Source organism: Collinsella acetigenes, assembly GCF_012844445.1.
GTDB classification, from domain to species: domain Bacteria; phylum Actinomycetota; class Coriobacteriia; order Coriobacteriales; family Coriobacteriaceae; genus Collinsella; species Collinsella acetigenes.
In genome coordinates, this window is record NZ_JABBCP010000005.1 from 50947 (window position 1) to 64083 (window position 13137).

13 protein-coding genes are annotated in these 13137 nt (G+C 58.9%); 10 read left to right on the forward strand and 3 right to left on the reverse strand.

Features of this window, described 5'->3' with window-relative positions; genetic code table 11:
• The first annotated feature begins 26 nt into the window (after positions 1-26).
• The 3 genes from HF320_RS06805 to HF320_RS06815 all read left to right on the forward strand — a co-directional run bounded on the left by HF320_RS06805 (position 27) and on the right by HF320_RS06815 (position 3647).
• Complete coding sequence (locus tag HF320_RS06805; RefSeq protein WP_169277653.1) at positions 27-1772, forward strand: ABC transporter ATP-binding protein; 1746 nt, start codon at positions 27-29, stop codon at positions 1770-1772.
• Positions 1765-2511, forward strand: a complete 747-nt coding sequence (locus HF320_RS06810) for a CbiQ family ECF transporter T component (RefSeq protein ID WP_169277654.1) — start codon at positions 1765-1767, stop codon at positions 2509-2511. Before HF320_RS06805 ends, HF320_RS06810 begins: the two co-directional genes overlap by 8 nt.
• A 74-nt stretch (positions 2512-2585) precedes the next feature.
• Positions 2586-3647, forward strand: a complete 1062-nt coding sequence (locus HF320_RS06815) for an RsmB/NOP family class I SAM-dependent RNA methyltransferase (protein WP_248276658.1) — start codon at positions 2586-2588, stop codon at positions 3645-3647.
• Here the strand turns inward: HF320_RS06815 and HF320_RS06820 are convergent.
• On the reverse strand, positions 3644-3853 hold the full coding sequence (locus HF320_RS06820) for a hypothetical protein (protein ID WP_169277655.1): 210 nt from the start codon (positions 3851-3853) through the stop codon (positions 3644-3646). The two genes, HF320_RS06815 and HF320_RS06820, sit on opposite strands and share 4 nt — an antisense overlap.
• A gap of 197 nt (positions 3854-4050) precedes the next feature.
• Here HF320_RS06820 and HF320_RS06825 point away from each other — a divergent pair, with 197 nt between their 5' ends.
• Positions 4051-5082, forward strand: coding sequence for a hypothetical protein (locus tag HF320_RS06825; protein ID WP_075843738.1), 1032 nt, complete (start codon positions 4051-4053; stop codon positions 5080-5082).
• Between the two features lie 111 nt (positions 5083-5193).
• Here the strand turns inward: HF320_RS06825 and HF320_RS06830 are convergent, their stop codons facing one another.
• On the reverse strand, positions 5194-6081 hold the full coding sequence (locus tag HF320_RS06830) for a DegV family protein (protein ID WP_169277656.1): 888 nt from the start codon (positions 6079-6081) through the stop codon (positions 5194-5196).
• A 125-nt stretch (positions 6082-6206) separates the two neighbouring features.
• Positions 6207-6665: an RrF2 family transcriptional regulator gene (locus tag HF320_RS06835; protein WP_022386411.1), complete on the reverse strand. Its 459-nt coding sequence runs from the start codon at positions 6663-6665 to the stop codon at positions 6207-6209.
• Between the two features lie 196 nt (positions 6666-6861).
• Between HF320_RS06835 and sufC the strand changes: the two genes are divergently transcribed.
• From sufC to HF320_RS06865, 6 genes are all read left to right on the forward strand, one after another.
• Positions 6862-7638, forward strand: coding sequence for a Fe-S cluster assembly ATPase SufC (gene sufC, locus HF320_RS06840; RefSeq protein ID WP_022386412.1), 777 nt, complete (start codon positions 6862-6864; stop codon positions 7636-7638).
• Positions 7639-7650: 12 nt separating this feature from the next.
• Positions 7651-9063, forward strand: a complete 1413-nt coding sequence (gene sufB / locus HF320_RS06845) for a Fe-S cluster assembly protein SufB (RefSeq protein ID WP_169277657.1) — start codon at positions 7651-7653, stop codon at positions 9061-9063.
• Complete coding sequence (locus HF320_RS06850; RefSeq protein WP_169277658.1) at positions 9064-10311, forward strand: SufB/SufD family protein; 1248 nt, start codon at positions 9064-9066, stop codon at positions 10309-10311. It abuts the gene before it with no gap.
• A 1-nt stretch (position 10312) separates the two neighbouring features.
• Positions 10313-11566, forward strand: coding sequence for an aminotransferase class V-fold PLP-dependent enzyme (locus tag HF320_RS06855; RefSeq protein WP_169277659.1), 1254 nt, complete (start codon positions 10313-10315; stop codon positions 11564-11566).
• Positions 11567-11616: 50 nt separating this feature from the next.
• Entirely contained in the window at positions 11617-12042 is a 426-nt protein-coding gene (gene sufU, locus HF320_RS06860) for a Fe-S cluster assembly sulfur transfer protein SufU (RefSeq protein WP_169277660.1), read from the forward strand.
• Positions 12043-12168: 126 nt separating this feature from the next.
• Positions 12169-12972 carry a sulfite exporter TauE/SafE family protein gene (locus HF320_RS06865; RefSeq protein ID WP_169277661.1) on the forward strand — a complete coding sequence of 268 codons (804 nt, stop codon included), beginning with the start codon at positions 12169-12171 and terminating at the stop codon, positions 12970-12972.
• The last annotated feature ends 165 nt before the right edge of the window (positions 12973-13137 follow it).

Below are 13137 nucleotides of genomic sequence, written 5' to 3' on the forward strand. Positions count from 1 at the left end.
TTGCCCTCTTGAACCGAAAGGCCGTTATGAATCCGATCATCGACATTGAGGACGTCTCGTTCTCGTATCGCGAGACGCACGCGCCCGCGTTGAACCACATTTCGCTCGCGATAGGCGAAGGCGACTTCCTCGGCATCATCGGCCCTTCGGGTGCAGGCAAATCCACTCTCGCGGCATGCCTTTCCGGTGCGATTCCCCATCACTTTGGAGGAACGCTCTACGGAGCTGTTCATGTTGCCGACAAGGATACCTGCGAAGTCACGCTCACCGATATCTCGCGCATCGTTGGAAGCGTTTTGCAAGATATCGATACCCAGATGGTCGCATCCGTCGTGGAAGACGAGCTGCTTTTTGGTATGGAAAACTTTGGCGTGCCGCACGACAAGATCGAGCAGCGTCTCTCGGAGGCCCTGCAGACCGTTGGCATTGCCAACCTGCGCGATCGCGAGATCGCCACGCTCTCGGGCGGCCAAAAGCAAAAGGTCGCCATCGCCGCGATTATGGCGTTGCAGCCTCGCGTGCTCGTGCTCGACGAGCCCACCGCCGCTCTCGACCCGGCAAGTTCGCTACTCGTTTTCGATACGCTCGCAAAAATCAACCGCGAACAAAACGTGACCGTCGTGGTAATCGAGCAGAAGGTGGCGCTGCTCTCCACATTCTGCAACCATGTGGTCGTGCTCGATAATGGGAAAATCGCCCTTGAGGGAACGCCGCACGAGGTCTTTTCGCACGCCGAAGAACTCCAGCAAATCGGTGTCGACAGCCCTCGCGTTGCTCGCATCTCAAACAGCCTTGCACGCAAGAAAATCTGTTCTCAAGCGTCGCCTTGCCTTACCGTCGACGAAGCAGAGGCGCTTATCAAGCACGTGGCGGGAAACGCCCCCCCCCACGACATGAAGCGCTTCGCCGCGCCCTCGCCCCACGCGCCCCGGCCCGCGACAGCACAAGAGCCCGTGGTCGCGTTCGAACATGTTGATTTTGCCTATCCCCTGGGCGGAACTGCGGTACACGACCTCACCCTCGAAGTGCACCCCGGCGAGCTCATAGGTCTTGTAGGCCAAAACGGCGCAGGCAAGACTACGTTCACCAAGCTCCTCACAGGCCTGCTCAAACCCGACGCAGGCAGCGTGCACGTTGCGGGCGCTGATACCAAAACTACCCCCACAAGCGTTATTGCCCGCTCGTGCGCGACGCTCTTCCAAAACCCCGACCGTCAGATCTGCAGGGAAACCGTTGAGGACGAGATTGCCTTTGGTCTCGAGCTCCACGGAATGGAATCAACCCGCGCACACGAAAAGGCGCGCAAGGTGGCGCAGCGTTTTGGCCTCCCGCTCGACAAGGCGCCGTTTTCGCTCTCGCGCGGGCAGCGGCAGATGGTTGCGCTCGCGAGCGTCCTTGTGGTGGAGCCGCGGGTGATCGTGCTCGACGAGCCCACAAGCGGACTCGACTACCGCGAGTGCATGACCGTGATGGAAACGGTCAAGCACATGGCCGAGGCAGGCTGCGCTGTGATCATGGTCTGCCACGACATGGAGGTGGTGTCCGACTTCGCCGAGCGCATCGCTGTCATGGCAAATGGACGCATCCTGGCATCGGGCCCCTCGCGCGAACTGTTTGCCCAGCCCGAACTCATGCATGCGGCATCGATCGAACCGCCGCAGGTCATCGAGCTTGCACGCCGCCTTTCGCAGTCCGTCTCGCCCGCCTTTGAAGGCATCAGCGAGGTTTCGGATATCGTTCGCATCACCGAGGAGATGGTCCATCGTGGTTAATGTCATCGATTACGTGCCCGGCACCACGCTGTTGCACAAGCTCAACCCGGTAGCAAAGCTCGCACTCGCCGCAGCGATCATTCTCTCCACCTTCTTGGCTCAAAGCTACGCGATGCTCATTGGTCTGCTCGCGCTCACACTCGCTTTGGGCGTCTACGCGGGCGTAGTCGATCGCTTGCTCAAGCTGCTGAGGCTGCTTATCCCCATCGCCTTGATCATGCTTGTGCTTCAAACCGCCTTCATGCGAGAAGGCGAGACGCTTTTTGCTTTTGTAACCGACACCGGTCTCATCACGGGCTCCAAGGCCTGCCTTCGCCTTTTGGGCGTGGCGCTGCCACTCGTTTTGATGCTCATGGTCACCAAGCTCAACGACCTCGCAAACGCCTGCGTTGAGAAGCTGCACGTCCCCTACCGCTACGCCTTCACCTTCACCACGGCGCTGCGTTTTGTCCCCGTGTTCAGTCAGGAGATGAATGCGATTATCGAGGCGCAAACGGCACGCGGCGTGGAGTACGACACCAAGAACCCCATCAAAAAGCTCAAGCTCATGCTGCCGCTGTGCGCCCCGCTGCTTATCTCGAGCGTAGGCAAGACCGACGCGACGGCACTCGCCGCCGAGCAGCGCGGCTTTTACCTGCGCACGCGCAAGAGCAGCTACAAGCGCTACCCCTTTGCCGCCTGCGACATCGCAGTCCTCGTCTTTTGCGTCGCCCTTATCGCTGCAGGAGCGGTTCTTTAGTTTTTGTTCCCCCGTCGCGCAGACGTGCTCCCCTTGCTACCATGCAACAGGAAGGTATGTGATAAGGAGAGCATATGGCACGCCGCAAGAAGCAAAAGAAGCAGGTTAAGGAAGCACTCGATCTGCGCACGTTCGAGCACACCGATGAGGCGGAAAAGCTCAGCGCGACGTTTGGGGACATGGCACTTCCCTCGTTTTTCATCGACTCCATCGCCGGTTCCTACGGTGCTGCCGCCTCCTCTATATTGGAAGGAATCGCGCAGGCCAAAGACCGACCCGTAACCTTCCGCGCAAACACGCTGAAGTCGAGCGCAGAGGAAGTTGCCGAGGCGTTGCACGCCGCGGGTATCGAATTCAAACGCGTACCGTGGTATGCCGACGCCTTTATCGTCCCCGCATCCTTTGAGCAAGCCGTTTGGAATCTCGACCTCATCCACGATGGCAAGATCTACCTGCAGAGCCTCTCGTCCATGCTGCCTCCACTGGCTTTGGCCATGCAGGCAGGTCAGGATATCTTGGACATGTGCGCGGCACCCGGCGGCAAGACCACACAAATCGCGGCCCTCGAGCCGCAAGCCCATGTGACAGCTGCGGAGATGCACGCACCCCGAGCAGACAAGCTCGAGCACAACCTTGAGAAGCAGGGCGCCAAAAACGTACAGGTCATGCGCGTCGATGCGCGCGAGCTTGACGAGTTCTTCTCGTTTGACCGCATTCTGCTTGACGCCCCCTGCACAGGCTCGGGCACGCTCATCGCTGGTTGCGAGCGAACCCTCAAGGGCTTTAGCGAGCAGCTTCTGCAAAAATGCGCGCGCTCCCAACGCGCACTGCTGGACCGCGGTCTCACCGTGCTCAAGCCCGGTGGCTACCTGCTGTACTCGACATGCTCGGTACTTCCCCAGGAAAACGAGGACGCCGTTGCCCACGCACTCAAAAAGCATCGCGATTGCGAACTCGCGGCTCTCGATAAGGCAGAAGACGCCGACGGCAACCTCACGGTCGCCGCGCCGTTTGCCGAGCTGCTGGCCCAACATGATATCCCGGTTCTGCACAACGAAATCGAGGGCACCGTCACCGTTGCTCCTTCGCGCGAATACGAGGGCTTCTTCCTTGCGCTTATGACCAAGAAGCGTTAATGGCGATTGCGACCGTTGTCGCTACGAGAACCAACTTGGGAATCCGAGCGGCGATGAGCGCCTCCCGAGGCGGCATCGCGCTGCTCGCGACGGCGGGCCGATGCTCCCTTGATGAGGGTCATCACAAAATAGAGGGCGGCGGCGATGCAGATCACGCCAACGAATAGCGCTACGGGACCGATAATGTCCATGAGATTCATCTGCATCTGTTTCTCCGTTTAGTTTGCATAGACGATGCGTGGGTATAACTACTCCATTAAATTACTCCTAACAGAGTGATAGCTTATCTTCGGCATGCAAGCACGCACAAAAGAACAGGAGTCCACCACGGCGTGGGCGCAAATGCAACACATGCATGCCGTACAAAAACGAACATCCATCACGGCCAGGAAGGAGCAACTCCGTGGATAACCTGACTGAGAACAAGCCATATGCCAATCCCGATATGCTACCGTGCAAAAACGTTTCAGCAGCCCCGCTGGATACAGAAGAGCATGAGGCTAAAGTCGAGCAGAGCATCGACGCCACGGTCGATTTTACCGAAGTCGATATCGACCCCGATCTGTCTGCCCCTCCCCATGCCGTAACCCCGGCGGGAATCCTGCCCATGGACCCCGCGCCCATCGAGGGAACCTTGCGCAAAGCGACTATCTCCGTACCCGATGCCATCGAGGATGCGAGCGGCTTCACGCTTTTTGGCCGCCGTATCAAGTCGCTCATGTACTCGACCGACGTCGCTGTCATTCGCAACAGCAATGCCGACGCCGTCTTTGCGGTCTATCCCTTCACGGCACAGCCCGCCATCACGCAGGCCCTGCTCACCGCAGCCGAGTGCCCGGTGTTCGTAGGCGTGGGCGGCGGCACGACGACAGGTAAGCGCTCGGTACAGCTCGCAGCCGTATCCGAGATGCAGGGCGTCGCAGGCGTGATCGTCAACTCTCCTGCCTCGCCCGAGATGGTCGAGCACATCGCGCACATGGTAGACATCCCTGTCGTAGCGACCGTGGTACGCGCAGACGACGCACATGCCAAGGTGCGTGCTGGCGCCAAGATCCTAAACATCGCCGCAGGCAAAAACACGCCTGAAGTCTTGCGCGAGCTGCGTCGCTCTTATCCCAACCTTCCGCTCATCGCACCAGGCGGCAAAACGCCCGAATCCATCCAGGCGACTATCGGGGCAGGTGCCAACGCTATCATCTGGACCCCGCCCTCGGCGCAGATGATGCAGCAGGACATGATGGCTCGCTACCGCGAACAGGAAAACGCAGGCCTGCACGAGGAGCCGTCGATCGACCCCATCTCTGCAGGCGATATCAACCCCATCGAAGGTGTGGGCTCCGATATCCCATTTACCGACGACGTAATCGCTCACCTGGCACAAGCATCCCAGCGTCGCCGCGAACGCAGAAACGCGTTTTTCTCGCGGCGCAAATAATCTACCCGACCGCACAGCGTAAACCAGCGTAAAAATAAAGCGCATCGATACCAAAACCGGTATCGATGCGCTTTTTCTTGCATGCTCGAGAGGTGCAAAAAGGCACCGCATCTAGTCGACGCGCGCATCTCCCATAAAGAACAAAGCGACGGTACCAGGACCGGTATGGGAACCAATCACAGTGCCGATATCATTGATATCGATCTTGCCGGCAAGCTGAGGCATTTGCTCGACCAAAGCGTCGGCCACCGCCTCGGCGTCCGCACGGCACGCCGACTGCGACATGCATACCTTGCCAGTGTAGGCCGCGCCGCCATCGATGTGCTCCATGCAGGTCTTGACCATCTGGGCGATGGCGCGTTTTTTGGTGCGAATCTTCTCGCGCGGAATCAAATGGCCCGTGTTGTCCACGTTCATGAGCGGACAGATCTTGAGAGCAGTACCCAAGACACCACTCGTCTTTGAGATGCGGCCGCCGCGAATGAAGCTCGTCAAATCGCTCGAGAAGAACCAATGATGGACATTGAGTTTATGAGCCTCTGCCCAGTCCGCAACCTCGTCAAACGTCGAGCCGGCGTCACGCAAGTCGGCAAGATACTCCATGAGCAAGCCGTATCCCGCAGACGCCGCAAGCGAGTCAATCACGCGAATACGACGCTCGGGGTAGCGCTCACGCAGTTGCTGGGCTGCCAGACAGGCAGAGTTATATGTTCCAGAAATGCCCGAGGAAAGTGAGACATGCAGCACGTCTTTCCCCTCTTTGAGAGACGGCTCCCAAAAATCGATGTACTCGCCCATACCCACCTGAGAGGTCTTGGGCTGCGCACCCGCCGTGATGCTCGCAAAAAACTGCTCGGACGTCGTGGATTGGTACAGATCGTCCAGATAGACCTTGCCGTCCACTTCGTAATGAAAGCAGATGTACGCGATATCGTGCTCGGCAAAAAACGCCGCAGTGCGATCTGCGGTCGACTCGCAGGAAAGCATGAACGAAGACATGGAAACCTCCAATTCAAGACGGACGAACCCGCCCCGCAAAGACTATTGATGGGGATATTATCCCACAGCAAAAGGCACGGGCGCTTTGTTATCCGCAAACCGGGGCCAATGGGACGGACGGTTCGTTATTTGCCCTTGCACCCTTCAAGCGAGCTCAGATCCACTTCCAGATGAACCTCGGGCACCGCAGAGAGCTCTGCCAAAGTCACGCCATCCACATAGGCATCGATCGCAGCCTCGAGACCGGTCCAAAATTTGACTGTCGAGCAAAGCCCCGCTCGACCGCACGAGCCGTCGAGGCCTTCGCATGCAACCGCACCCGTTGAGCCTTCCGCCACGCGCAAGATATCGCCGGCGCGAATCTCTTCCGCAGGCTTGGCGAGCATATAGCCGCCGCCCTTGCCGCGAACGCTCTTGAGCAGCCCCGCCCCCATCAAGGGACGAACCAGCTGCTCGAGATATTTCAACGAGATGCTCTCGCGCTCGGCAACCTCTCGCAGGGCGATCTTGCCTTCTTCATCGCCAAACGCCGCGATGTAGATCATGAGTCTCAGGGCATAGCGCCCCTTAGACGATATAAGCATTCGTCCTCCCATCGGCAAACAAGACGCGCGAGGGTGCAAACCCCGCAAAACCGCTCGTAGCTGTGACTTTTGCACATAGAGCTAAATTCGAGCAAAGTACTCGGATTAACGCTTGACTAAAAACGGTATCATCTTATCGTTATTCCGAGAGAATTCCTAGGGTTTAAACCCTGTCGCGATTGAGAGGATGCGCACAATGCCCGATACCGCACTTCTTCATGTGGAGAACCTTACCGCCTCCGTTGAGGAAAAAACCATTCTTCATCAGGTGAACCTTGATGTCCCGGCAGGTGAGACGCACGTGCTCATGGGCCCCAACGGCGCCGGCAAGTCCACTCTTGGCCACCTCGTCATGGGCGACCCCGTCTACACCGTCAACGATGGCCGCATCTTCTTTGACGGCGAGGACGTCACCGACCTCACCACCGACAAGCGCTCGCGCGCCGGCCTATTCCTTTCCTTCCAGGCACCGGTCGAAATTCCCGGCGTGCCCCTCTCCAGCTTCCTGCGCGCCAGCATCGCCGGCCGCCCCGGCCTGGAGATGAAGGGCAAGGAGTTTCGCCGTCGCGTGAAAGAACTTGCCGCCGAGCTCGATATGGACACCGCCTATCTCAACCGTGAGCTGGGCGTAGGTTTTTCGGGCGGCGAAAAGAAAAAGGTCGAGATGCTGCAGCTGCTGCTCTTGCAGCCCAAACTCGCCATCCTCGACGAGACCGACTCCGGCTTGGACGTCGACGCTCTCTCCGTGGTCTCCCGCGGCATGGACGCCTATCGCAAGTCCTGCAACGGATCCATGCTCATCATCACGCACAACACGCGCATCCTCGAGCACCTCTCCGTCGACCGCGTCCATGTGATGGTCAAGGGCCATGTCGTACGCACCGACGACGCCTCGCTCATCCCCTGGATTGACGAGAACGGCTTCGAGTCCTTTGAACGCGAGGCCGCAAACGCCGCCGCAAACGCCCAGTAAGGAGCATCAGGCATGGCAAAGAACCGCACCGAGGTAGCGGATATCGACCGCAGCCTCTATGACTTTACCTACGGCGAGGAGGGCTTCGAGCGCCTTGCCGCCGGCATCACCCCCGACATCGTGCGCGAGATCTCGTCCAAAAAGAACGAGCCCGAATGGATGCTCGAGCTGCGCCTCAAGTCCCTCGACATCTTCAATCGCTTTCCCAACCCCACCTGGGGACCGGGCATCGACGGTCTTGATATGGACAACATCGTCACCTATGTGAAGCCCAACACCGATCAAAAGCACGATTGGGACTCCGTGCCCGACGACATCAAGAACACCTTCGAGCGCCTGGGCATTCCCGAGGCGGAGCGCAGCTATCTGGCAGGCGTCGGCGCACAATATGACTCGGAGCTCGTGTACCACAACATGCAGGACACCGCGAGCAAAATGGGCATCGTGTACTCCGGCATCGAAGAGGCGCTGCACGACCCCCAGTGGGAGCCCATCATCCGCGAGAACTTTATGACGGTCATCCCTCCCACCGATCACAAATTCGCAGCTCTGCACGGCGCTGTCTGGTCGGGCGGCTCGTTTGTCTATGTGCCCGCCGGTACCAAGCTGGACTTCCCGCTGCAAAGCTACTTCCGCCTAAACGCTAAGGGAGCCGGCCAGTTCGAGCATACGCTCATCATCGTCGAGGACGATGCCGATCTTCACTTTATCGAAGGCTGCTCGGCGCCCAAGTACAACGTGGCAAACCTTCACGCCGGTGCGGTAGAGCTCATCGTGGGCAAGCGCGCGCACCTGCGCTACTCGACTATCGAAAACTGGTCGAAGAACATGTACAACCTCAACACCAAGCGCGCGCGTGTGGATGAGGACGGCGAGATCGAGTGGATCTCGGGCTCGTTTGGCAGTCATGTGGGCTACCTGTACCCCATGAGCGTGCTCAACGGCGCCCGCGCGCGTTCGAGCTTCACCGGCATCACGTTTGCCGGCGCGGGTCAAAATCTCGATACTGGCTGCAAGGTAGTTCTCAACGCGCCCGACACGACAGCTTCCGTCGAGACCAAGGGCATCTCCAAGTCGGGCGGCGTGCAGACCTTCCGCAGCTCCATCGTAGCGACCCCGCGCGCCGAGGGCGCCAAGGCTACCGTGAGCTGCCAGTCGCTCATGCTCGACGCCGAGAGCCGCTCGGACACCATCCCTGCAATGGACATCCGCGCCAAAAACGTCGATGTGGGACATGAGGCGACCATCGGACGTATTGGCGACGACAAGATCTTCTACCTCATGAGCCGTGGCATTTCCGAGGAAGAAGCACGCACGATGATCGTCAACGGCTTTGCCAACCCCGTGAGCAAGGAATTGCCGCTCGAATACGCGGTAGAGATGAACAACCTGATCAAGCTCGAGATGGAAGGAGCGATCGGATAGATGAAGATCGAGAATCTCAACGCAATGCCCGCTCCGACCTGGAGCTGGCTCAAGATGAACTCAACCTCCCTGGAGATCGACCCCGAGTTTGCCCCTGCGGGCGCTGCAGCCGTCGAAGTCGAGGGGGCAGACGCCTGCAGGGGCAACGACGGCGATCTCGAAGCTGCCCTGAAACTCGCCGATAGTCGTTTTCCCGCACGCCGCGTGGCGGCGCCGGGCGATGCCTCCGACCGCGAGCGCGTCGATGCAGGCAACCTTGACCAACTTGACGTCCCTGCGCTTTCTGCGTATCAGACGCAAGCCGTGCATCTTGAGGAGAAATGCGGTCCCGCCGAGTCATTCTCGCACGGCTGTGGCAGCGAGACGGCAAACTACCTAAGGTCCGTCGCCCAGACGCCCGTAGTGCTCAAGCTCGCACCGTATCAAAAAGAGTGCGTCACGGTTCGCATCAACGGTGCAGACGGCGCCATCTCCGCCGCAGATATTCAGGTCATCGCCGGCGAGCACGCCGAGCTCGACCTCATCGTCGCACTCGACTCCCCTGTCATCGGTACTGGCATTGTGGGCTCGCTGCTCTCTGTCGTCGCCGCCGAACAGGCACGCGTGAACGTCACCTGCGTGCAGACGCTCGACGACTCTTGGACAGCGCTTGACGCTTCGGGCTTCTTCCTCGACGAGGGCGCCCGCGTACACGTGCAGCATACGGTGCTCGGAGCTGGCAAGAGCGTTACCGGGCTTGCCAGCGAGCTGTGGGGAGACACCTCGAAGATCTCTGTCGATACCGATTACCTGGCTGCTCGCGATCAGTTGCGCGACTTCAACTACTCGATTCGTCAGCTGGGCCGCAAGACCGAGTCGAACATGGACGCCAACGGCGTCCTCACCGGCGCCTCCAAGAAGGTTCTGCGCGGAACGATCGACCTTGTCCACGGCTGTCGCGGATCGGAAGGCACCGAGCGCGAGAGCGTTCTTTTGGCCAATAAGGGTGTCGACAACAAGACCGTCCCCGTCATCCTGTGCGACGAGGACGACGTCGCCGGCAACCACGGTGCCACCATCGGACACGTGCGCGACGAGCAACTGTTCTACATGGCCTGCCGCGGTATCTCGGCAGAAGAAGCGGAGCAGCTATTCATTACCGCCAAGCTCGAAAATGCCGTCATCACCGCTCCGGACGAGCGCATTCGCGCCGGCATCGTACGCCTGGGCAACAAGCTCGTTAGCAACTTTGAAGAGGAGATCGCCTAGCATGGCCGTCGATATCCACGCCAACCCGTATAAACAAGATTTTCCACTTCTGGCAAACCATCCCGAGATCGCGTTTTTAGACAGCGCCGCCACCGCGCAGCGCCCCGCCTGTGTGCTTGACGCGTCCCGACATTTCTATGAGACGATGAACGCCAACCCGCTGCGCGGACTCTACTCGCTTTCCGTCGAGGCAACCGAGGCGATTGCGAAGGTGCGGGCACAAATCGCCGCCTTGATTGGCGCCGTCGACGATGCGGGCAATCCTCTTGCAAACGACGTTGTGTTCACGCGCAATACGAGCGAATCGCTTAACCTTGTTGCCAAGAGCTTTGCGCCCACGGTCCTTAAAGCTGGCGATGAGGTTGTCATCAGCATCATGGAGCATCACTCCAACCTCATTCCCTGGCAGCAAGCTTGCCGCAAAGTCGGTGCCACGCTGGTCTACCTGCGTCCCGATGACCAAGGGGTCATCACCGATGACGAAATCGCCGCAAAGATCGGGCCCGCTACCAAGATTGTCGCCATCGGCGAGGTCTCAAACGTCTTGGGCGTGCGCAACCCGGTAGAGAAAATCGCCGCTGCAGCACATGCCAATGGCGCCTACGTAGTGGTAGACGGTGCGCAATCGACGCCGCATATGGCAGTCGACGTGCGCGAGCTCGGCGCCGATTTCTTTGCCTTTAGCGCCCATAAGGCGCTTGGCCCCATGGGCATCGGCGTCCTTTGGGGTAAGCACGAGCTGCTCGATCAGATGCCGCCCATGCTTACCGGTGGCGAGATGATCGATTCCGTCACCGAGCAAGACGCCGTCTGGGCCCCTGTTCCCGAGAAGTTCGAAGCCGGCACACAAGACGCTGCAAGCATCTATGCGACCGGCGTGGCGCTTGATTACCTTGCAAACACCGTTGGCTATGAAGCCGTGCAGGGTCGCGAGCAGGCACTCGTCGCCTATCTCATGCAGCAGCTTGCCAAACTCGACTATGTTGACATCATCGGCCCGGATGATCCCGCGCTTCACCATGGCGTCGTAAGTTTCAACGTGCGAGGCATTCATCCACATGACGTAGCAAGCATCATGGACATGTCAGGCGTGTGTATCCGCGCAGGGCATCACTGCGCCCAGCCGCTCCTCACGTGGCTTGGCGTCGAGAATCTTGCCTGCTGCCGCGCAAGCGTCGCATTCTACAATGACGCTGCGGATATCGACGCTTTTGTCGCCGGTATCAAGCAAGTTTGGTCCACCTTCAACGGCTAGGCCTCAAACGAACACGACGCGACGCACACGACTCAAGGAGCATGTACCTCATGGGCAACCTCTATACTTCGACCACCTTCATGGAACACAACTCGCATCCCGACTATAAGTACGAGATGGACTCCCCCACTCTTACTCACGACGGCATCAACCCCAGCTGCGGCGACGAACTCACGCTGCAGCTGCGCGTGGAGAACGACGTGATCAAGGAGGCGTCTTTTGTGGGCCACGGCTGCGCTATCAGCCAAGCCTCGGCCGACATCATGGCCGACCTCATCACCGGCGAAACGGTTGAGGAGGCAAAGCGCCTAGCCGGCCTGTTCCTCTCCATGATCCGCGGCGATGAGCTCACCGAAGAAGACTATGAAGACCTTGATGAAGCTGCTCAGCTCAAGGACATCTCCCACATGCCCGCGCGCGTGAAATGCGCGGAGCTCGCCTGGCGCACACTCGACGGCATGCTTGATAAACAATAGGTTCATGCCCCGCGCGTCCGCCGTACGAGCGCTACAATAGTGCTCGTATTAACCAGAGAAGACGTAGGATGCCCCGGTCGCCTTCGCGCGGTCGGGGCATCTCTTTGAGCAATATAGGGAACGCTCATGACACCAATGACTTATCTCGCTATCGGTTTTGCCGCCGTGATGTTCGGCATCGACAAATCGCTTGCCTCTGGCGCAGGATTACTCTCGGTCGCAACCCTCACCGCGGTGATGCCCGCCCATCAGGCATCCGGTCTTACGTTGCTGATGGCCATCTGCGCCGATTGGAGCGCCATTTGGGCATATCGCGGCAATGTGTCGGTTAAATCCCTCGTGCGCTTGATTCCCTTTGTAATCGTAGGTATATGTGGCGGCATTGCGTTTCTATATGTTGCCGATAACGCCGCCATGCGCCGCACGATCGGCATCATCCTCGCCGTATTTGTGGGCATGTACTTTTTGAATCTTATCCGAAAGCGCCTTAGCAGCAATCCTGAAGCATCGTCAGAAAAGACGCCTCGGGAGGACACCGGCGTCTCCGATGCAGAGCGCGGCGGAAAGGCAGCGGCGTTCTCATGGCTTAAACGCATTGTTTGCGGCATCCTTGCCGGCTTCACCACCATGGTCGCCAACGCGGCAGGCCCTGTTACCGCCATCTTCTTTTTGTCCGAAAACCTGCCTGTTATTCGCTTTCTGGGCACCACTGCCTGGTTCTACCTCATTGTGAATCTGATCAAGCTGCCCATCTCCATTCATCTAGGCATGATCACGTGGGCGGGCTTTCTTTCCATGGCGTGGACCATCCCATTGATCATCATCACCGTGATGATCGGCCGCGCTATCGCAAGCCATGTGAGCCAGGAAGTCTTTACCAAGCTCATCTACGTGCTCTCCGTCTTTGCAGTCATCAAGCTGCTCATCTAATACGAAACACAGGCTGAGGTGGCCGGTACGGCTCGCCTCCCAAATGCAGAGCAAAGCGTCAGCGGCCCTTGGAGCGGATACTCCCAGGGCCGCTGCATAAAAACGGGTAATATGCACTGTTTTTTGCATAAATAATTACACCCATAAAACAAGAGTACATAAACC

Bases quoted from the DNA above. Each gene is read 5' to 3' on its own strand.
- HF320_RS06815 (WP_248276658.1), top strand. From the start codon at position 2,586: ATGGCACGCCGCAAGAAGCAAAAGAAGCAGGTTAAGGAAGCACTCGAT.
- HF320_RS06835 (WP_022386411.1), bottom strand. From the start codon at position 6,665: ATGCTTATATCGTCTAAGGGGCGCTATGCCCTGAGACTCATGATCTAC.
- sufU (WP_169277660.1), top strand. From the start codon at position 11,617: ATGGGCAACCTCTATACTTCGACCACCTTCATGGAACACAACTCGCAT.
- HF320_RS06805 (WP_169277653.1), top strand. From the start codon at position 27: ATGAATCCGATCATCGACATTGAGGACGTCTCGTTCTCGTATCGCGAG.
- HF320_RS06830 (WP_169277656.1), bottom strand. From the start codon at position 6,081: ATGTCTTCGTTCATGCTTTCCTGCGAGTCGACCGCAGATCGCACTGCG.
- sufC (WP_022386412.1), top strand. From the start codon at position 6,862: ATGCCCGATACCGCACTTCTTCATGTGGAGAACCTTACCGCCTCCGTT.
- sufB (WP_169277657.1), top strand. From the start codon at position 7,651: ATGGCAAAGAACCGCACCGAGGTAGCGGATATCGACCGCAGCCTCTAT.
- HF320_RS06865 (WP_169277661.1), top strand. From the start codon at position 12,169: ATGACACCAATGACTTATCTCGCTATCGGTTTTGCCGCCGTGATGTTC.
- HF320_RS06820 (WP_169277655.1), bottom strand. From the start codon at position 3,853: ATGCAGATGAATCTCATGGACATTATCGGTCCCGTAGCGCTATTCGTT.
- HF320_RS06850 (WP_169277658.1), top strand. From the start codon at position 9,064: ATGAAGATCGAGAATCTCAACGCAATGCCCGCTCCGACCTGGAGCTGG.
- HF320_RS06855 (WP_169277659.1), top strand. From the start codon at position 10,313: ATGGCCGTCGATATCCACGCCAACCCGTATAAACAAGATTTTCCACTT.